Below are 19,946 nucleotides of genomic sequence, written 5' to 3'. Positions count from 1 at the left end.
TGTGGCTTATATATAAAATCGGAAGGTATGAATTATCAAGTATAACTTTTATTGACATATCCTCAAAAGGAGAAAATATATACAGCTTATACCTAAAAATGGAGAATGCTTTTATAATATAAATAATGAATTTATTGAAAATAGAAAGTTAAGAATAGCTAGATCAGTAAAATGGGGGATATTAGAAATATTAGCAGTCATTTTAGGTGCTTTATTTCAAATTAAAATGGAAAAATATTTTTCTAGAAAAAACAAACAAAAAAGAGAATAAAAGCAGAAAAAGAAAAGTGCGGTAGAAAAAACATAAATTTTTCCACCGCACTTTCTTTTAGAAATTTTTGAAAGAAAATCAATAACCCGATTGATACACCAATTCAGCTAATTTCACAGCCATTAAGGCGAGGTTAAAGCGTTGTTCGTCTGCCACTGACCAAAATTCGATGCCATTTTCTACCGCACTTTCTCGCTGATTAAGATTGCTGATATGCAGTTTGACTTCACTTTCGCCGTTTTCATTTTCGCCATTAAGTACAGGGGTAATTTGGCTTTCTGGGTGGTATTCAATCAAGCTATTTTGTTGCCACATTTCTGCTACGGCTTCACTGGCCACATCATAATCAAAAAAGGCGCTGACTTGTTGGGCAAGGCCGTAAAATATAGGAACTTGAATTTGGTGGAACACTACATTATCAAGCTGTGGGAAAATTTTCTGCACTTGCGCGCTCAAATTCGCACTTTTTACAGGGAAAACATCAAAGGCTAGGCGCTGGACATTTTCATCTAAAGGGATACCATTTAATAGTTGTGCAGTTTGCCCTGCAAGTTGCGCCACTTTTTCATCGCCCATATAAGAAGCTGGCAGAAGCGAGCTGACAACCGCTTGTTTTAATGGGTAATTTTGCAAAATTTCACTCAATGGCAGAATACTTTGGGTTACTTGCGGGTTTGGTAAAGAAACAATGTTACGTTGTCGCAACTCCACTAATTGTGCGTCATTAACCGTTGGGATCACCAGTGGTACATCAGGCAAGCTGGCACAAAGCCCAAATAAATCAATCACCACGCAGCCTGCTTCTGCGGCTTTCGCTAAATGGCTGGCAGCAGACACTTCGCCTGCGAAAAACACATAATTGAAAGTTGCCCAATCCACTTCATCTGGCACAATTTGCGCCACCGCTTTATTGTTAAAACGAATGCCTTGTTCTTCATTAAATGGAAAAATTTCCACTACGGATAGCTGATCAATTTCTAGCTGGCTTTGTTCTAAGCATTCAGCCAGTTTTTCGGCTAATTCAAATTCTGCGGCAATGGCGATCTTTAACATTTTTTCTCCCTTGATTGTCATAATCAGCGTAAAATAAGCGTCATATTTTACCGAATTCTGACAGGAAAAGAAAATGACACCAGCCATTGATTTATTAAAAAAGCATAAAATCCCTTTTGTTTTGCATAGTTATGATCACGATCCAAGCAATACCCATTTTGGCGATGAAGCCGCAGAAAAATTAGGCATTCCGCCAGAGCAATCCTTTAAAACTCTCTTAGTCGCTGAAAATGGCGATCAGAAAAAGCTCGCTTGTTTTGTGTTGCCGACAGCAAATAAGCTCAATTTGAAAAAAGCGGCAAAAGCCATTGGGGTGAAGAAAGTGGAAATGGCAGACAAAGATGCCGCACAAAAAAGCTCGGGTTATTTAGTGGGGGGAATTAGCCCTTTAGGGCAAAAAAGAAAAGTGAAAACGGTGATTGCTAAATCGGCCTTAAATTTTTCACAAATTTATGTTTCGGGTGGTAAACGCGGTTTGAGTGTGGAACTCGCGCCGCAAGATTTAGCTGATGTATTGCAAGCCTGTTTTGCGGATATTGTGGACGAAACTGAATAAACAATCAAAATAAAAAAGGCTCAAGCGCAAAAGGGTAACGCCTGAGCCAATAAGGGAATTGATTCCAATTAATCTTACAATAATATCATCATCATTAAAACGCTGAAGTATCTTGGAATAAGCCGACTTTAAGATCGTTGGCGGTATAAATTACGCGCCCGTCCACTTCAACTTCTCCGTCTGCTAAGCCCATGACTAATTTGCGGTTTACCACACGTTTCATATTAATGCGGTAAATCACTTTTTTCGCTGTTGGCAAAATTTGCCCAGTGAATTTCACTTCGCCAACGCCTAAGGCTCTGCCCTTTCCTTTGCCGCCGATCCAGCCCAGATAGAAACCGACAAGTTGCCACATCGCATCTAGCCCTAAACAACCTGGCATAACAGGATCACCAATAAAATGGCAACCAAAGAAAGGGAGATCTGGGCGAATATCTAATTCCGCTTCAATATAACCTTTCTCAAAATCGCCACCTGTTTCATTCATTTCCACAATGCGATCCATCATCAACATTGTTGGTGCGGGGAGCTGCGGGCCTTGTTCGCCAAATAATTCACCACGTCCTGATGCCAATAAATCCTCATAGCTGTAGCTACTTTTTTTATTTGGTGTACAACTGTCCATCATTTTTATTTCCTTCTATGTATAAAATACGCAACGTATCAATTTATTCCGCATAATATCAGGATTAGAAGAAAATAGATATAGCTAACACTTGTTCGCTCAACTTGTCCGATCAGTGAGTAAATTATTTAATTTTGAGAAATAAAAAAGGCGAACATCGCTGCTCGCCTAAAATAAAATTTAGAAAATTTCACCGCTCTTTTAAGATGATCAAAGTCTGACATAAAGTGCGGTGCAAAAATTTAACTTTTTCGCCCCAATAACCAATGCCAAAAACCACTTTTTTGTTGTTCCGAATGGGCGTTTAAACGTTGGCTGATCAGCTCGCTCAATGGCTGATTTTGTTCGTTGTAAGTGCTATCTTCCTCAACTAACAAATGGCGTTTAAACAGAATTTCACAGGCTTGGAAAACATCTTCCACCGCCCAAATGGAAAATTGCTGATTTTTCACCGCACTTATCACAGCTTCCGATAAGCTCAGCTGATTTAACACCGCAGAAGGCACGATCACCCCTTGCTTGCCCGTTAAACCCCGTTTTTCACAAATGGCAAAAAAGCCTTCAATTTTTTGATTCACGCCACCTACGGAATGTACCAGCCCAAATTGGTCGATTGCCCCGGTAATGGCGATGGATTGTGGCAACGGCTGCAAGGAAAGCGCACTAGCCAGCACGCAGAAACACGCCAGCGAAGCGCTATCGCCGTCAATTTCACTATAAGATTGCTCGAAAACAATAGACGCGGAAAACGGCAGTTGAGTGGGCAAATCTAAAATATTCGCTAAACACACTTCAGCAATCATTGTGCCTTTGCTATGAATATTACCTGCCAGCTCATTTTTGCGCTCGACATCAATCACTTCCCCTTCGCCAAGCTGAACAATACAGCTAATCCGTGAAGGTTCACCAAAGGAAACTGGGCTGCCTGGGTATTCGATCACAGAAAGCCCATTAATTTGCCCTACCGCTTCGCCTTCGGTTGCCACATAAATTTGTTCGTGCAGAATATCCGCATAGGTTTGCTGTTGCAAAAAGCCCTGCTGTTGCTGTTTGGCTTGAAAATATTGTTCAAATTGCACCGCACTTAATTCATTGCATTGCGCCAATGTGCGTGTGTTGCTCAATATCTCTTTTAACTTTAACGGCGAAATATTAATGCAATGGCGATCTTCGCTTTCTCGCACCAAAAGCTGATAGAGTCGATTTATTCCGTCCGCCGTGAGCTGAATACCCAGCTGTTTCGCATAAGATTGCACATAACCTTGCCATTGTTGCTGCGCTTGCTCGTTATCAAGGGAAAAATAGCTTTCAATTTCGCCATAATCCGCCAGCTGATAAAGGCTTTCGTCCAATTCTTCTAATAACGCCAGTTGCGTGCGATCGCCCAATAAAATCACTTTTAATGCCAGATCGTAACTGGGAATATCACAAGGCAGCGGTTTATAAGGATGTAAAGATTGCCAATGGAAATGCTGTTCACTCAAAAGCTGTTTTAAGCGTTCCCACAAGCCCACCTGCGTTAATAAAGGCTCAACACTTAAAATCAGCACGCCACCGTTTAACTGATGCACCAAGCCACTTTGTAACGCAATCTGTTGACCATTTGAACGCACATTACCGAATAATCGTTGTTGATCATAATAGATCGCACTCGCCACTTGTTTTTTCGCGGCAAAATTATCTTCCACGCTGGTCGCATTTTGCAACGTAATTTTAGGCAATGTTTGCTCAGAACCTTGCTCAATATGATAATGCACGCCTTTCAAGGGCAAAGGCTGTGGTTGGAACTGGCTGATAAATTTTTCCAGCAGCACCGCATATTCCCCTTGCTGATCGGCTTTTAGTACTAATAAAGTGCGGTCAGAATTTTGCAAGAATTGCGAAACGCTCGCGCGGGCGCGCGATTGTAGGTCAAAAAAATCAATAGATTGCGAAAAATCTGCTTGCCCTGCTAACTCAGGACGCAAATTCTGCCAAGATAAAACTTGATTAAATAACGCAGGCAAAATGTGTGGCTCTCTTTGGGTAATGGTTGAAAAGGTGGATTATCGCATAATGGGATTATTTTGTATATTTATGCCTTGCATTTAATAACGTGATTCGTTACCATTATGTGATATTAACGAAAGGCGTTATTATTTATGATTACCCATTTTTCCTGTAAAGAAACCCAAGCATTTTTTGAAGGTAAACGAATACGGCGTTTTATCCCATTTGAAAAAGTCGCAATGAGAAAACTTCAACAACTCAATGCGGCAACAGAGCTTAACTTTTTAAAAATTCCTCCTGGAAATCATTTAGAACAGCTTTCTGGTGATCGAAAAGGGCAATACAGCATTCGAATTAACGATCAGTGGCGAATTTGTTTTACTTGGTTAAATGGGCACGCTGCTGATGTTGAAATTGTGGATTACCACTAAATTAAGGATAACTGATTATGATTAGAGAAATTCCTCTCTCCCACCCCGGTGAGATTTTATTAGAAGATTGGCTAAAACCACTTGGCATTAGCCAATACGCACTGGCAAAAGCGATTTCTGTCCCACCTCGCAGAATTAATGAAATTGTCAAAGGCAAACGTTCCATTACTCCCGATACCGCATTGCGCTTGGCAACATTCTTTGGCACAGATGCACAAAGCTGGCTTAATATGCAATCACATTATGACACAGAACAAACTCGTTCAATCATTAACGAAGATTTAAGCCATATTATCCCTTATCAATTTGCTTGAAAAAGTGTGGTGAAATTCCACCGCACTTTATAAATATCGCTAAAAATATCGCGGTTAGACGAATTTATCACCCAAAACAAAATTTACTCGCAAAAAAAATCGGAACAGCGTAAACTTATACAGAGTTACCCCGTAACGGAGTTTGAGGAAATACGATGAAATACCAAAAGCTAGAAAATCAAGAAGCACATTGGAAATGGCTCTATTTAACCAAAAAAGCCCGTGAAGGGGAGCAAATTACGCGTTATGAAGAGCGCAGTTTGCAACAAGAAATGGTGCGCCGTTTAATTGCCACACAAAATAATGCGACAGAAATAGAAGAATGGGTGAAAACTCATCTTTCACCTAATTTAGTGGTGAAATTAGACCAAGCGATTCGTGCGCGGCGTAAGCGTTTTTTCAATGCGGAAAAGCAAACCACCAAGAAAAAATCCATTGATTTGGAATATTCTGTTTGGTTGCGCTTATCAAGATATGCGAAGAAAATGAAAATGACCCTGTCTGAAACCATCACTTATATGATTGATGAGCGAGAAAGCAAAGCTGCCTATGAGCATCAAATGTCGGCAATGAAAGAGGGGTTGAAGGATTTATTGAAAAAATAGACCGCACTTTTCTCTCTATACAATGATGATGAAATTGAAAGTACGGTGGGATTTTACGGTATTTTTCAAACGTCTGTTTAGACTAAATTCAGGCAAAAAATAAGCCTCCAAATCTGGAGGCTATTTTATTCCTTGAGTTAGTCGATAAGCCGGGTTCTGTCGTTGAACAATCATTCATCTAGGCGTTTGTTCACACAAACGCTCAAGCAACCTACCCGAACTCTGAGCGGGCCACCCATTGAGTTCCTATTTGGTCTTGCTACGAGTGGAGTTTACCCTGCTGTGAAATGTTACCACCCACACGGTGCGCTCTTACCGCACCCTTTCACCCTTACCTGATCTCAAACGAGCCATCGGCGGTCTGCTCTCTGCTGCACTTGTCGTAGGCTCTCGCCTCCCAGACGTTATCTGGCACTCTGCCCTATGTAGCCCGGACTTTCCTCTCGTCTATTTGTCCCACTAGGTCGTTTATACAAACGGTTTAGGGCTTCAATAAACCAGCGATTATTTGGCTAACTCAGGGCGAGAGTATAACGGAATATCAAACAAATGCAAGAAAACTCAGAAAAATGACTGCTAGAGTTCGCAAAAAACTTACGCTAAAATAACCGCACTTTTGCTGAATATAAAAGGGGCAACAATGGATTATCTCAAAATCGCACAAGACACCCTTGCGGTGGAACAAAAAGCCTTGCTACAACTAAGCCAGCGTTTAGATGAGCAATTCAACCAAGTGGTGGAATTAATTCTAAATTGCGAAGGGCGCTTAGTGGTGGGCGGAATTGGTAAATCAGGTCTGATTGGTAAGAAAATGGTGGCGACCTTTGCTTCCACTGGCACACCAAGTTTTTTCCTACACCCGACAGAAGCCTTTCACGGCGATTTGGGAATGCTCAAGCCCATTGATATTGTGATGTTGATTTCATACAGCGGCGAAACCGATGATGTGAATAAACTGCTCCCAAGTTTAAAGAATTTTGGTAATAAAATCATCGCTTTAACCAGTAATAAGCAATCTACCCTTGCAAAACACGCTGACTATGTGCTGGATATTACGGTGGAACGGGAAGTCTGCCCGAATAACCTTGCGCCCACCACCTCGGCACTGGTTACCCTTGCCTTGAGCGATGCCCTTGCCGTTGCGCTCATCACCGCAAGAAATTTCCAACCTGAAGATTTTGCCAAATATCACCCAGGCGGAAGTTTAGGCAAACGCTTGTTATCCCGCGTGAAAGATCAAATGCAAACCAAATTGCCAATCGCACAGCTCACTACCTCATTTACAGATTGTTTAACCATTATGAATGAGGGGCGTATGGGCGTGGCGATTGTTATGCAAGACAATGAATTAAAAGGCATTATCACCGATGGCGATATTCGCCGAACACTCACCCGCAATGGCGCGGACGCACTCAGCAAAACCGCGCAAGAATTAATGACTTCTCAACCTAAAACCATCAATGCAAATTGCTATTTAGCGGAAGCGGAAAACTTTATGAAAGAAAACAAAATTCATTCATTAATCGTGTTAGATGACGCTAAAAACGTGGTGGGGTTAATTGAATTTTCGAGCTAATACTATGATTTCAAACGAACAATTACAAAATATCAAACTCGTGATCACCGATGTGGACGGTGTACTCACAGACGGTTTACTCCACTATGACGCCAACGGCGAAGCGTTCAAAAGTTTCCACGTTCGTGATGGATTGGGCATTCGTATGTTAATGGAAAATGACGTGCAAGTTGCCGTGCTTTCAGGGCGAGATTCCCCTATTTTACGCAAGCGCATTGCCGATCTTGGGATTAAACTGTTCTTTTTAGGCAAATTAGAAAAAGAAAGCGCCTGTTTTGAATTAATGAAACAAGCTGGCGTAAGCCCTGAAGAAACCGCATTTATCGGCGATGATAGCGTGGATCTACCCGCTTTCGCGGTATGTGGATTATCCTTTGCCGTAGGCGATGCGATGGATTATGTACAAGATTGTGCCGACTATGTGCTACAACGCCACGGCGGACAAGGCGCATTTCGTGAAATGTCCGATATGATTATGCGCGCGCAAGGCAAGAGTGACGCTTTTGCCACCGCACAAGGTTTCCTTAAAACCGTAGAAAATATGGCGCAGTAAAATAAAAAAACGGTCTGAATTAGACCGTTGTTCTATCGCTAAGACAGCAAAATATATTCCAATTTCACCTCTCCCAAATAAGCCAATAATTCTTCTGCCATTTTTTGATAAGAAAGGGTTAAAGGCTGTTCAACCATCACTACGCGCTGAATATTTTCCACCTCATTGCCACTTAATAATAAATAATTTAATGCCACTTGTAAGGCAGGCAAGGTTGGGTTGAATGCCGCATTTTCAGCATAGCGACCAGAAAAAATTTGCTGATCTTGAAGCTGAATGGCAACGCCTGAATAGCTTTGTGAATAAGGCGCGTGAGCTTGGTTGGCTGCATTTAGCGCTGCCAAAATAACGGGATCTTCTGTAGAATAATTTAAACCATTATGGCGTTCATCAAATAATCGGCAAGTAATATCCAAGTCTTTTGGACCAAAAGAATCTGGCAAATATTTGTGCAGCAAATTATTTTGGCTATGCGGCAAATGAATATGCAGGGTTTCTGCACTATTTAATTCATTCATAAACTGACGGCAATGTCCGCACGGGGTATAATTTACCGTTACGTCAGTCAATTTCCGTTCGCCACGCATCCACGCGTGAGAAATCGCACTTTGTTCCGCATGAATAGTTTGTTGAATATTGGTAGCACAAAACTCTTGGTTTGCCCCGAAATAAAGGCTGCCGCTTTCACCTGTAACCACCGCGCCTACGCTAAAATGAGAAATCGTAGGATTGGCATAACTTGCACTAATCGGCAATAAAAGTAAGGCGAAGTCTTTGGCGATTAATTGATATTTTTCGCAAAGATGATTCACCACAAACTGCGGTAAAAAGCCTTGGAAATGCTGTTCTGCAAGAATATGCCATAAATCTTGGGCGAGTTGTTGATTTTCTAATAATCCCAATGATTGCTGAATGCGATCTGAAATGTGTTGCTGAAGATGATTTTTCATACTGCTTTCTCCTTTCAAGCTAAAACTCTCGCTATCATAGTGCAGAATAGAGGAAAAATCTTAAAGAAAAGTTAATTTTGTGAGCTTAATCAAATATTTATTCAGATTTAAAGTGCGGTAAAAAATTTTCAAATTTTCCACCGCACTGATAAAAACAAGCCTTTCACTTGTTCTTCACTAATGTTCGCGATAATCATTCGCCTGCTGCAATAATTGGCGGCTTTCTTTTAAGAATTGTTCAGAATAATCGCCAAACCAATCGCGTACTTGCTCGAAAGCTTGGATAAAACCTTGTTTATCTCCTTGCTCAAAGAATTTTAGGCTTTCTTCATAGCTTTGTTTTAGGCTTTCGATCACTTCAAGGTTTTCTGGTTTATCCATAATAATATCCGCGTATAATGCGCCGTCTTGGGCGAATAGGCGTCCGATCATTGCCAGTTCTAAGCGGTAAATTGGCGAAGATAAGGCTAACAGTTTCGCCAATTCCACAGGTTGTTTGGATAAATGCAACCCGTTGGCAAAGGTGGCAAAGTGGCGTAAGGCTTGAATGTAAGTCATACTTTGATCGTGTTCAGCGGCGTCCACTTGATAAATTTTCGCGCCCCAAATGCTGATTTGATCTAATAGCCATTGATAGCGTTCTGGATAACGCCCATCACAACGCACCACCACTTGTTTTGCCATACTTGCAATATCTGGCCCGAACATTGGGTGCAAGCCCACTACTGCGCCTTTATGCACTTCCAGCATTTTTGCAAGTGGCGCTTTTTTCACCGAGGTGAGATCGGTGAGCAACATATTTTCTGTTAAATAAGGTGCAAGACGTTCAATGGTTTCCACCGTGTTTACGATAGGTACGGACACAATAACCACATCTGCACCTGATAAAATCTGCGCGGCGTTGTCCCAATCGTTTCGCCCTAAACTTTCTACTTGATAACCAGAAAGCTGCAGATAACGTGCGAATAATCCGCCTAGCTTACCTTTTCCGCCCACAATCACAATTTTTTTGATGTTAGGATTAACGGTTTTAAAGCCAAACTGATTTTCTCTGGTGTAGGATTCACGCATTAAACGGCGTAATACATCTTCGATTAAATCAGGCGGTACGCCAAGTTTTTCCGCTTCTTGCCGTCTTGCTTGCAACATTTCTGCTTCACGATTTGGCACATAAATGGGTAAGCCGTGTTGATGTTTGATTTCCCCCACTTTTTTTACCAATGCCAAGCGTTTTGCGAATAATTGCAATAATTCTTGATCCAGTGTATCAATTTCTGTACGCAGTTCTTTTAGTGCGTCCACGTTATTGTCCTTATTTCTTTACAGTCTGATGATTTTGCCAGTTATTTTTTGCTCAATGCTTGTGCCATTTGACGTAATAATTGCTCGCTAGTTTCCCAATCAATGCAAGCATCAGTAATTGACACACCATATTGCATTTCGCTTACTGGCTGTTCAGCACTTTGGTTGCCTGCGTTGATATGGCTTTCTAGCATCACGCCAATAATGGATTGGTTGCCATTAGCGATTTGTTGTGTAACATCTTCTGCCACAATCGGCTGACGGCGGTAATCTTTATTCGAGTTGCCGTGGCTACAATCCACCATAATGGCGGGTTCTAAGCCTGCTTTTTGTAATTCTTGTTCTGCTTGTTGAATAAATTCCGCTTGGTAATTTGGCGCTTTTCCACCACGCAAAATAATATGTCCGTTTGGATTGCCTGCGGTGTTGAGCAAATTCACCTGCCCTTGCTGGTTGATACCAATAAAGCTATGCCCCATTGCAGACGCTTTCATCGCATTAATCGCAGTGGCAATGCTACCGTCCGTACCATTTTTAAACCCCACCGCCATTGATAAGCCTGACGCCAGTTCACGGTGAGTTTGCGATTCTGTGGTTCTTGCGCCAATGGCTGACCAGCTGAATAAATCTGCCATATATTGTGGCGTGATCGGATCAAGCGCTTCGGTGGCAAGTGGCAAGCCCATTTCCGCCAGCTCTAACAAAAGTTCACGCGCAATGTGTAAACCGTGTTCCACATCAAAACTGCCATCAATTTTCGGATCGTTAATTAAGCCTTTCCAACCCACGGTGGTACGCGGTTTTTCAAAATACACGCGCATAACAATGTACAGCTCGTTTTTTAGCTCATCAGATAAAGCTTTCAAACGTTTTGCGTAATCCAATGCAGAAAGGGGATCGTGAATCGAACAAGGGCCGATAACCACTAATAAACGGTGATCTTTTTTATGAATGATATTGGCAATATCAGCACGCGATTGCTCAATTTGATGGCGTAAATGTTGCGGTAAAGGCAATTTTTCTTTCAGTTCACTTGGCGTGATTAGCACTTTTTCATTAACAATATTTACATTATGAATACTGTCTTTGTGATTTACATTGTTCATTTTTCTTTCCTACTCAAAATTAAAGTGTAAATTTTTATATACAACAAATGTAACGCATAAATTACACTTAAACCAAAGCAAATTCAACTTGTTTTACAAGGAATTTACAAAATAGTGCGAAATTTCTGCCAAACAGGTGGCACATTTTCTGGCAATTCAAGAGAACGTCCTAGTTCAATCCAACCACAAGGAAAATGGAAATCCGACCCGACAGAGCCAAGCAAACCTTGTTCAAGCGCCCAGCGTGCGAGCAATAAGCGTTGATCTTTGGTTTGTCCGCAGCCAGAAACCTCAATGGCATCACCCCCACTTTGGGTAAAATCCGCAATCAGTTTTTTGAGCCATTTGGTGGTTAAGGTATAGCGCAATGGGTGCGCTAACACCGCCACACCGCCTGCTTGGTGAATAATGTCAATCGCGCTAGGAATATCCACCCATTCCGCTTTTACATAAGCTGACTTCCCTTGCCCTAGATAACGTTTGAAAGCCTGATTAATATTAGAAACCTTGCCGATTTCCACTAAATAGCGCGCATAGTGCGCTCGGGTAACTTCCCCTTGGGTAAATTTTTTTGCTCCATCAAAGGCATTTTCAACCCCTAACTTCGCTAATTTCTCACCAATTTTCACCGCTCTTTCTAAGCGTTTTTCTGCTTGCTGCTGCAAAAGTGCGGTCATTTTTGGGTGAGTTTTATCAAAATCTAACCCCACAATATGAATGGCACGGTTCTCCCATTGAGTAGAAATTTCCACTCCATTAATCAGTGTGATCCCTAATAAGTCTGCCTGCGCTTGTGCTTCATCTAAACCAGCCACGCTGTCGTGATCGGTTAAAGCCAGCACGGAAACTTGATTATCATAAGCACGTTGCACCACCTCTTTAGGGCTTAATACCCCATCTGATGCACTGCTATGGCAATGTAAATCATAAATTTTTTGCATTTTTGTTCCTAAACAAAATGAAAAAGTGCGGTCATTTTTTTGTGATTTTCCGCCTTAAAAAATAAAAAATAAAGGCGGACATTCGCCCGCCCTGTTAAATCGCCTTATTCCTTAATATAGGCTTGTTTATTACCATTTCAAGTACTGTATAAATCTCTCGCCTACCGCATCAATTAACAATGCTTAACCAATTCTTTAATTAACGCTGGCCCTTGATAAATCAATCCTGAATATACTTGCAATAATTGCGCACCTGCTGCGATTTTTTCTTGCGCGCTGGCAACGCTGTCTATGCCGCCACTGCCGATAATCGGGATTTCGCCGTTTAATTCTTGATGTAATCGTGCGATGATTTGCGTACTTTTTTGTTGCAACGGCTTACCGCTTAGACCGCCGATTTCTGTCGCATTTTTCAAGCCTTGTACATTGTCGCGCGCAATGGTGGTATTGGTGGCAATAACACCATCAATCTTGTTACGTCGTAACGTATCAGCAATTTGTACCAATTCGGTTTCCGTTAAATCTGGCGCAATTTTCACTGCAATCGGCACATATTTATTATATTGGCTTGCCAAAATTTGCTGACGGGCTTTAATGCTTTGCAACAAATCTTCTAACGCATCGCCATATTGCAACTGGCGTAAATCTGGCGTGTTGGGCGAGGAAATATTTACCGTAATGTAATCCGCATAATTATAGGCTTTATTCAAACAATAAAGGTAATCTTCTTTGCCACGTTCAATGGGAGTAATTTTGTTTTTACCAATGTTTATGCCGATTACGCCGTCAAAGCGTGCTTTCTTGACATTTTCAATCACATAATCAATGCCCTGATTATTAAAGCCGTTGCGATTAATAATGCCTTCCGCTTCAATTAAACGAAACTGGCGTGGTTTGGGATTACCCTCTTGCCCTAAAGGCGTTACCGTTCCCACTTCAATAAAGCCAAATCCCAGTGCGCCAAAGCCGTCGATGGCTTCGGCATTTTTATCTGCCCCTGCGGCCAATCCAATGGGATTTTTAAACTTCACGCCCATTACGTTTTTTTCCTGCCCTTGCGGACAAGCTAACAAGGCTTTTATTAGGGTAACAAAAGGCGGTTTGCCAGCCAGTTTTAATAGCTGAATAGTTAAATTATGGGCATTTTCAGCGTCAAGGCTGAAAAGCACTTTTCGGATTAAAGGATACATATTCACTCGTTTATCTCACTGGATAGTTAAACTGTAAAAAAGTGCGGTGATTTTTGACCGCACTTTTATGTTGGATTATTGTAAGGCTTTTTCGATTTTTTCGAATAAATCCTTAGACAGATTTTCTACTTCACTCAAACGCTCTAAGGCACGTTTCATCAAGGTTTGACGCTGTGCATCATAACGTTTAAAGCGAATTAATGGCTCAATTAATCTTGATGCCACTTGCGGATTGGTTTCATTTAAACGAATTAAAATATCCGTTAAGAAACGGTAGCCAGAGCCGTCTGCGGCGTGGAATGCGCGTGGATTTTGGCTAGCAAAACTGCCCACTAAGGCACGTACACGGTTTGGATTATTAAAGTTAAAGCTAGGGTGATCCATCAACTGCACCACAATTTGTAGCACATCAGCATCAGGGCGTGTAGCTTGCAAGGTGAACCATTTATCCATCACCAAGCCATCGTGCTGCCATTTTTGTTCAAAATCTGCCAATAATTCATCACGACAAGCTAACTGTGCTTTGGTCGCCACCGATAACGCCGCCAAACAATCGGTCATATTATTTGCGTTTACATAGTGCTTATACACTAAATTATTGCCTAAATGAGTGTAAGCCAAATAATTCAGGCAAAGATTACGCAAAGCACGCAAGGCAATATCTTGTTGCACAACGTGATAATCTTCCAAATGAATTTGCTGATAAATTCGGAATAAATCTGATTTCAAATAGTCCGCTAATGTACGCAGCATAAACTCACGCACCACCGCAATGCCTCCAGGATCAATGGTTTTGAATAACTCTGCAAATTCTGTTTCTTTTGGCAGCGTGAGAATTAAAGTGGTTAATTCAGGATCTTGCTGATGATTCTCCAGTGCTTGGTGAAGTGCGGTGAGAATTTCTTCAGAAAATTCAAGTGGTTGTCCTTGTTGATAGCGAGATAAGTTACGACGTAACTCATTATTAAATAACATCTGTGCGGCATCCCAACGCACAAAATCATTTTTCGCAAATTTCAGTAAGGTGATAAGCTGCTTGGTACTGTAATCATAATCTAATCGCACTGGCGCAGAAAAATCACACAACAAGGCAGGCACAGGACGTGAATAAATATTATGAAATTCAAAGGTTTGTGTTTGTTCAGTTACATCTAGTACATCACTGACTAATTCGCCATGATATTGCAAAGATTGCATAATGCCTTGCTCATCATAAAGGGCGATTTTTAATGGAATGTGTAAATTTACCTTGTCCATTTGATCAGCGGTTGCTGGCGTATGCTGTGAAACTTGCAGGCGATAAGTATGAGAGCGCTCATCATAGCTATCACTAATGGTGAGTTCTGGCGTGCCAGATTGGCTATACCAACGGCGGAACTGGCTAAGATCAACGTCATTGGCTTTTTCCATTGCTTGCACAAAATCTTCACAGGTGGCGGCTTTACCATCGTTTTGTGCAATATACTCTCGCATACCTGCTTGGAAACCTTGTTCACCTAGCAAGGTGTGTAGCATACGAATTACTTCTGCCCCTTTTTCATACACGGTTACGGTGTAGAAATTATTCATTTCAATCACTTTTTCAGGGCGAATTGGGTGCGACATTGGGCTAGCGTCTTCCGCAAATTGCACGGTACGCAAGAATTTCACATTATTAATGCGATTTACGGCACGCGATCCCGTGTCAGAAGAAAATTCTTGATCACGGAACACGGTTAAACCTTCTTTCAAACTCAACTGAAACCAATCACGACAAGTAACACGATTGCCTGTCCAGTTATGGAAATATTCGTGTGCGATCACGCTTTCAATGGCTAAATAATCTTCATCTGTGGCGGTTTGTGGGTTGGCCAACACGAATTTATCGTTGAAAATATTCAAACCTTTGTTTTCCATTGCGCCCATATTGAAGAAATCTACCGCAACGATCATATAAATATCTAAATCATATTCTAGCCCGAAGCGTTCTTCGTCCCATTTCATTGATTTTTTCAGGCTTTGCATTGCCCAATCGGCACGATTTAAGTTGCCACGATCCACATAAAGCTCAAGCAACACTTCACGGCCGCTTTGGGTGATAAAATTGTCTTGTAAGACATCAAAATCCCCTGCCACTAAGGCAAACAAATAGCTCGGTTTTGGGAAAGGATCTTGCCATTCCACCCAGTGAAAACCATTGTCCAATTCCCCACTGGCAATACGGTTGCCGTTAGATAATAAATAAGGATATTTAGCTTTTTCTGCGGTGATTTTGGTGGTGTAACGGGCTAGCACATCGGGGCGATCAAGCATATAGGTAATTTGACGGAATCCTTCTGCTTCACATTGCGTACACAACGCCTCTCCTGATTGATACAGCCCTTGCAATGAGGTATTTTCGGCAGGTTTTAAATAGGTAACAATTTCTAACTCAAATTGCCCCGCACTTTCTTTCAAACTGCTTAAATCTAACGTTAGACTTTCGCTATCTTGTTGATAATGTTTGAAATCTTCCCCATTTAAACGAATCGCCGCAAATTGAAAGCTATGGCCGTCTAAACGCAAACTGGTTGCCTCTGGATTTAAACGTTGATATTGGCTTTTGGCGGTTACCACGGTTTTTTCTGGATCTAATTGAAAATCCAAGAAAATATCCGTTACGGTAAAATCTGGCGAGCGATAATCTTTTCTATATTTAGCTTTTGTCTGCATATATGACACCTAGTATGCTTGTTGTTTTAAGAAGGTTATCCAATATGAAATCTTTTAAGATTAAGGTAGAAAAATTGTTGTTAGGATAAGATTTTTAGCCCAAAGTTGCAAGAAAAACAAACTGTTCTGCGAGCACTTAATTCTCTTATTTCACTCATTTTTCACCAATCGGTCTTTTTGCAACCACCTTAGGCAATCGTTTGCTTACAAAGCTTAAAATATGCTATTCTAGTGCGGTTGTTTTTTGTTAATTTTTGTTGTGAATAGGAAAAACTATGCCAGACCAAAAACCAAGTCAAAATGCTGAAATTGCCATTGTAATGGGGTCAAAAAGTGATTGGGCGACAATGCAGGAAGCCGCGCAAATTCTCACGGATCTTAATGTTCCCCATCATATTGAGATTGTTTCTGCACACCGCACACCAGATAAATTATTCCAATTTGCAGAAAATGCCGAAAAAAATGGCTATAAAGTGATTATTGCAGGCGCAGGTGGCGCAGCGCATTTACCAGGAATGATCGCCGCGAAAACCCTTGTTCCTGTGCTGGGTGTGCCAGTAAAAAGTTCAACCCTAAGTGGCGTGGATAGCCTCTATTCAATCGTGCAAATGCCAAAAGGCATTCCCGTTGGCACTTTAGCTATTGGTGCGGCCGGCGCAGCAAATGCGGGATTATTAGCCGCACAAATCTTAGCTCGCTTTAATCCTGATCTTGCGGCACGTTTACAACAATTCCGCCAAAACCAAACACAAATGGTGTTGGATAATCCTGATCCTAGCTTGGAATAGTCTATTGCGATTCATTATATAAAGTGGGCATTTCCTGTTTAAAACTCAATCTAAACCAAAGGGAAATGCTTATTTTTCTTCTAGCTCCATTCCCATTCTACACCCCATATCCGCCCCCGCTTCGCAGGCTTGTGCAAAATAGGTTTTGGCTTTTTGTTGATCTTTTGGTACGCCAAGCCCCTCTAAATAATAACCGCCTAATACCATTAAAGCTAAGTTATTGTACTGTTCAGCAGATTTCTTCAGCCATTTTCGTGCTGGCTGATAATCTTGCCTTGATGATACATCATTGCAAGATTATATTGTGCCTGTGCTAACCCTTGTTGTGCGGCTTTTTTATACCATTTTACCGCTTGTTGAAAATCTTGCTTTACCCCCAGTCCGTCATCGAACATTGCTGCCAGTAAAAATTGTGCCGCTGCATTTCCTTTTTTTTGCTAGAGGCAGAAGCAACTCTGCTGCTTTTTTATACTCTTTTGCCGCTTGTTGAGAATTTTGCTTAACTCCTACTCCCTCGTATAACATTTCAGCTAATAGAAATTGTGCCGCAGCACTACCTTGTTTTGCGAGTGGCAGAAGCCATTTTGCCGCCTTATGCCAATCAGCACCCATTGCTGAATCAAGAGCGTTCTCTAACGGTTCACCATCTGGCAACATAAATACAAATTGCGCTCCCTTAATATCTTGTTGTACCGCTGGCGGAACTAGCTCTTCTAGCGGTGAAAATTCTGTTATCACACGCCAATCATCACGAGCTACCCCGACTATAGCAAAAGACAACAACACCATAGCCAATAAATTTCTGCTTAATTTCATCTCGTTTCCTAGTTAGTTTTTCCAATGTTTTTCAATGAAAATAATACAATCCTCTATTTAATATTTAAATCAAGCAAATAAATCTCCTTGTTCACCATTAAATAGATCCAAATTTTCATTTTCTGAACAAGTAATTTTATCAATACTAGAAAGTGGAGATAATGGATCAATTACGATAACATTCTTACTATTTGCTATAATTTGTCTATTTAGATCATATTTAGGATTTCCAATATGTTTTTTTTCATTATAAATTACCGCTCTAGTTATGCCATAATTATTTGCCTTTTCCATAGCATGTCTAGAACCACTATCTGGTTTTGGGTTATTTGGATCTATGCTATTTGGAGAATAACTCGCCGATAAAACGACTGCATCACTAAATAATGCTTGAAGTCTATCTCTTTCAATATAGCGAGAACTCAATTCCATCATATGATCTGGTTCTGTATAATATTCAGTAATTAACAGCCCTTGATTCTCAACAATATTCACAGCTAACTCATAATTTCCTGAAGGTAAAATATTATTTAATGGGCTAGGTAGAATAGCTACTGTTGCACCATTCGATCTTAACGTTTGATCGTGAGCAATGGAATCACAACCGAATGCCAATCCACTTACAATTATCATTCCTTTATTTACTAAAAGCTCAACAATTTTTCTTTCATCTATTTCTGTATCCTGATCTGGATTTAAAACGCCAATAACTGCAACATTAACGCTATTTTTTGATAATAAAGATAAATCGCCTTTATAAAATAAAGCAACTGGTTTTTCGCTAGGATTTGCATTTCCTCTCAAATATGGAAAATCTTGATCGCCAATTGCTGTTATTCCATCACAACTATTCCCTAATCTAGCAATGTTTTTTCTAATAAACTCTCTCCTTTCTAAAAATATTGTTTCATTTATAGGATCTTTTGTCCTTTTTCCTATAATCTCTACTATAACCGCAATATCTTTCACATTGCTTAGCTCTTTATTAATCCAAGCGTTGCCGATACCTCTAAAAGTTTTTGCTGCTAATATATTAAGTGCATTATCTGTATACTTCATATTTTCTCCAATAATAATTCATTTCAATATAATATTATAGAACTTCATAAATATTGAGCCAATTTTTAATTTATTTTTATAAAATATTGTATTTATTCTCTATACATATTATATCCAATTGTATAAACAGCAACATTTCTTGCCCCTTTATCCAAAAGAGCTTGAACCATATCCTCAATAACATTCACAGTTTTTGTATAAATGTCATCAATTAATAAAATATTTTTATCTTTTATATTATCAGAAAATGCACAAGTAGCTAGGGATATTCCTTTATAAGGGATTCTGCCATCACCGCCATACCCTGATTTATTAAGATGTGTTGTTCGTGTATTTTTTACTCTAATGATTGAGTCTGTTCCATCAAACCCTGGGTATTTCTTAAAATTTTTATTAATAACATCTTTTATTGAATAGAGAAATAATAATTGTTCTTTATTGTAATATTCTCTAATTTTACTTCTTGGAACCACACAAATAGAACTTGATCCATAACTCCAACCTAATATATTACAAATAGTATAAATTTCATTTTCTAAATTGCTTTTTAAATCTTCACAAAAAGAAGATAATTCTTCCCCATTTTTATCTGAAAAATCATTTTTCAGCATATTTATATATTTTGGTGTTCTAGAATCATGATAGCCAAAATGCTGATACCTATAAAATGCGTCAATATCCTTTGATAAGATCATATTCCTTTCAATAGTAAATCTAGTTAAATTAACATTCTCATCAGTAAAATCCACTATTTCATCTCCAACTCCTTCTTCGATTGAAATTGGTGCTACTTGATGAACGCCGAAGACTGCTTCAAAATCTTTCATTGACATAATTGTTTTCTCCGTTGTTTGTATGTTCACATATTTATATCATCTAAAAGTGATACTGATAAATCAAAGTTTGAAAAAATAACTTCACAAAATTTTTAGCCATAAAAATGCTCTCTAACATATATTAATGATTGAGTTTAATTACTTTTGTCAGCTCTAAATTTAATTCCCCTCTAAATAACCCCTGTCTTTTTCATTCTCAAATAAGAAGGTCAGATTATATTAAAATAGAATAAAAATATTAATTATAGGACATTTTCAATAAAAATATTTTATTACACCATATATACATTATGA

The 19,946-nt window shown here is 40.0% G+C and carries 21 protein-coding genes and 1 other RNA gene; 7 read left to right on the top strand and 15 right to left on the bottom strand.

Annotated features, from left to right (window positions below; genetic code table 11):
- Positions 1–349 precede the first annotated feature (349 nt).
- Positions 350–1,324, bottom strand: a complete 975-nt coding sequence (locus tag ACLS0A_RS09940; RefSeq protein ID WP_416083337.1) for an oxidoreductase — start codon at positions 1,322–1,324, stop codon at positions 350–352.
- A gap of 73 nt (positions 1,325–1,397) precedes the next feature.
- On the opposite strand from ACLS0A_RS09940, the gene ybaK reads away from it, so the two are divergent.
- Positions 1,398–1,880: a Cys-tRNA(Pro) deacylase gene (gene ybaK, locus ACLS0A_RS09935; RefSeq protein WP_416083338.1), complete on the top strand. Its 483-nt coding sequence runs from the start codon at positions 1,398–1,400 to the stop codon at positions 1,878–1,880.
- Between the two features lie 94 nt (positions 1,881–1,974).
- Here the strand turns inward: ybaK and fabA are convergent, their stop codons facing one another.
- Positions 1,975–2,508, bottom strand: a complete 534-nt coding sequence (fabA, locus tag ACLS0A_RS09930; protein WP_103852821.1) for a bifunctional 3-hydroxydecanoyl-ACP dehydratase/trans-2-decenoyl-ACP isomerase — start codon at positions 2,506–2,508, stop codon at positions 1,975–1,977.
- 239 nt (positions 2,509–2,747) lie between these two features.
- Positions 2,748–4,511, bottom strand: a complete 1,764-nt coding sequence (locus tag ACLS0A_RS09925) for an AAA family ATPase (RefSeq protein ID WP_416083339.1) — start codon at positions 4,509–4,511, stop codon at positions 2,748–2,750.
- Positions 4,512–4,646: 135 nt separating this feature from the next.
- Here ACLS0A_RS09925 and ACLS0A_RS09920 point away from each other — a divergent pair, with 135 nt between their 5' ends.
- The 3 genes from ACLS0A_RS09920 to matP all read left to right on the top strand — a co-directional run bounded on the left by ACLS0A_RS09920 (position 4,647) and on the right by matP (position 5,844).
- Positions 4,647–4,925 carry a type II toxin-antitoxin system RelE/ParE family toxin gene (locus tag ACLS0A_RS09920; RefSeq protein WP_126372430.1) on the top strand — a complete coding sequence of 93 codons (279 nt, stop codon included), beginning with the start codon at positions 4,647–4,649 and terminating at the stop codon, positions 4,923–4,925.
- Between the two features lie 17 nt (positions 4,926–4,942).
- Positions 4,943–5,239 (top strand): HigA family addiction module antitoxin, encoded by a 297-nt coding sequence (locus tag ACLS0A_RS09915; protein ID WP_103852818.1) that lies wholly within the window; start codon positions 4,943–4,945, stop codon positions 5,237–5,239.
- Positions 5,240–5,394: 155 nt separating this feature from the next.
- Entirely contained in the window at positions 5,395–5,844 is a 450-nt protein-coding gene (matP, locus tag ACLS0A_RS09910) for a macrodomain Ter protein MatP (RefSeq protein WP_330933106.1), read from the top strand.
- A gap of 129 nt (positions 5,845–5,973) precedes the next feature.
- Here matP and rnpB read toward each other — a convergent pair.
- Positions 5,974–6,364, bottom strand: an RNA gene (gene rnpB, locus ACLS0A_RS09905) — RNase P RNA component class A.
- A 120-nt stretch (positions 6,365–6,484) separates the two neighbouring features.
- Here rnpB and ACLS0A_RS09900 point away from each other — a divergent pair.
- Entirely contained in the window at positions 6,485–7,420 is a 936-nt protein-coding gene (locus tag ACLS0A_RS09900; protein WP_416083340.1) for a KpsF/GutQ family sugar isomerase, read from the top strand.
- A 4-nt stretch (positions 7,421–7,424) separates the two neighbouring features.
- Positions 7,425–7,973 carry a KdsC family phosphatase gene (locus ACLS0A_RS09895; protein WP_416083341.1) on the top strand — a complete coding sequence of 183 codons (549 nt, stop codon included), beginning with the start codon at positions 7,425–7,427 and terminating at the stop codon, positions 7,971–7,973.
- Between the two features lie 38 nt (positions 7,974–8,011).
- On the opposite strand, the gene cdd is transcribed toward ACLS0A_RS09895, so the two are convergent.
- The 6 genes from cdd to pepN form a co-directional block, all read right to left on the bottom strand.
- Complete coding sequence (cdd, locus tag ACLS0A_RS09890; protein WP_416083342.1) at positions 8,012–8,923, bottom strand: cytidine deaminase; 912 nt, start codon at positions 8,921–8,923, stop codon at positions 8,012–8,014.
- Between the two features lie 177 nt (positions 8,924–9,100).
- Positions 9,101–10,225 (bottom strand): bifunctional chorismate mutase/prephenate dehydrogenase, encoded by a 1,125-nt coding sequence (tyrA, locus tag ACLS0A_RS09885; protein WP_416083343.1) that lies wholly within the window; start codon positions 10,223–10,225, stop codon positions 9,101–9,103.
- Positions 10,226–10,266: 41 nt separating this feature from the next.
- Entirely contained in the window at positions 10,267–11,331 is a 1,065-nt protein-coding gene (locus ACLS0A_RS09880) for a 3-deoxy-7-phosphoheptulonate synthase (RefSeq protein ID WP_416083344.1), read from the bottom strand.
- Positions 11,332–11,435: 104 nt separating this feature from the next.
- On the bottom strand, positions 11,436–12,272 hold the full coding sequence (gene rnm / locus ACLS0A_RS09875) for an RNase RNM (RefSeq protein ID WP_416083345.1): 837 nt from the start codon (positions 12,270–12,272) through the stop codon (positions 11,436–11,438).
- A gap of 173 nt (positions 12,273–12,445) precedes the next feature.
- A complete protein-coding gene (pyrD, locus tag ACLS0A_RS09870) occupies positions 12,446–13,462 on the bottom strand; it encodes a quinone-dependent dihydroorotate dehydrogenase (RefSeq protein WP_416083346.1) in 1,017 nt (338 codons plus the stop codon).
- Positions 13,463–13,537: 75 nt separating this feature from the next.
- Positions 13,538–16,153, bottom strand: a complete 2,616-nt coding sequence (gene pepN, locus ACLS0A_RS09865; protein ID WP_416083347.1) for an aminopeptidase N — start codon at positions 16,151–16,153, stop codon at positions 13,538–13,540.
- A gap of 275 nt (positions 16,154–16,428) precedes the next feature.
- Here pepN and purE point away from each other — a divergent pair, with 275 nt between their 5' ends.
- Positions 16,429–16,941 (top strand): 5-(carboxyamino)imidazole ribonucleotide mutase, encoded by a 513-nt coding sequence (purE, locus tag ACLS0A_RS09860; protein WP_416083348.1) that lies wholly within the window; start codon positions 16,429–16,431, stop codon positions 16,939–16,941.
- Between the two features lie 69 nt (positions 16,942–17,010).
- On the opposite strand, the gene ACLS0A_RS09855 is transcribed toward purE, so the two are convergent.
- The 5 genes from ACLS0A_RS09855 to ACLS0A_RS09835 form a co-directional block, all read right to left on the bottom strand.
- Positions 17,011–17,148, bottom strand: coding sequence for an SEL1-like repeat protein (locus ACLS0A_RS09855; RefSeq protein WP_416083349.1), 138 nt, complete (start codon positions 17,146–17,148; stop codon positions 17,011–17,013).
- A gap of 35 nt (positions 17,149–17,183) precedes the next feature.
- Complete coding sequence (locus ACLS0A_RS09850; RefSeq protein ID WP_416083350.1) at positions 17,184–17,336, bottom strand: hypothetical protein; 153 nt, start codon at positions 17,334–17,336, stop codon at positions 17,184–17,186.
- The gene (locus ACLS0A_RS09845) at positions 17,326–17,757 is read right to left on the bottom strand and encodes a tetratricopeptide repeat protein (RefSeq protein WP_416083351.1); all 432 of its coding nucleotides are present in this window, start codon (positions 17,755–17,757) and stop codon (positions 17,326–17,328) included. Before ACLS0A_RS09845 ends, ACLS0A_RS09850 begins: the two co-directional genes overlap by 11 nt.
- Positions 17,758–17,826: 69 nt before the next feature.
- Positions 17,827–18,816, bottom strand: a complete 990-nt coding sequence (locus ACLS0A_RS09840; RefSeq protein ID WP_416083352.1) for a DNA-processing protein DprA — start codon at positions 18,814–18,816, stop codon at positions 17,827–17,829.
- Positions 18,817–18,908: 92 nt separating this feature from the next.
- The gene (locus ACLS0A_RS09835; protein ID WP_416083353.1) at positions 18,909–19,649 is read right to left on the bottom strand and encodes a hypothetical protein; all 741 of its coding nucleotides are present in this window, start codon (positions 19,647–19,649) and stop codon (positions 18,909–18,911) included.
- Between the last annotated feature and the right edge of the window lie 297 nt (positions 19,650–19,946).

The sequence above is a fragment of the Avibacterium volantium genome (genome assembly GCF_049366555.1).
Taxonomy (GTDB): domain Bacteria; phylum Pseudomonadota; class Gammaproteobacteria; order Enterobacterales; family Pasteurellaceae; genus Avibacterium; species Avibacterium volantium_A.
The sequence above is the reverse complement of the archived record's forward strand: the minus strand, read 5'-3'. Positions and strand labels throughout refer to the sequence as shown.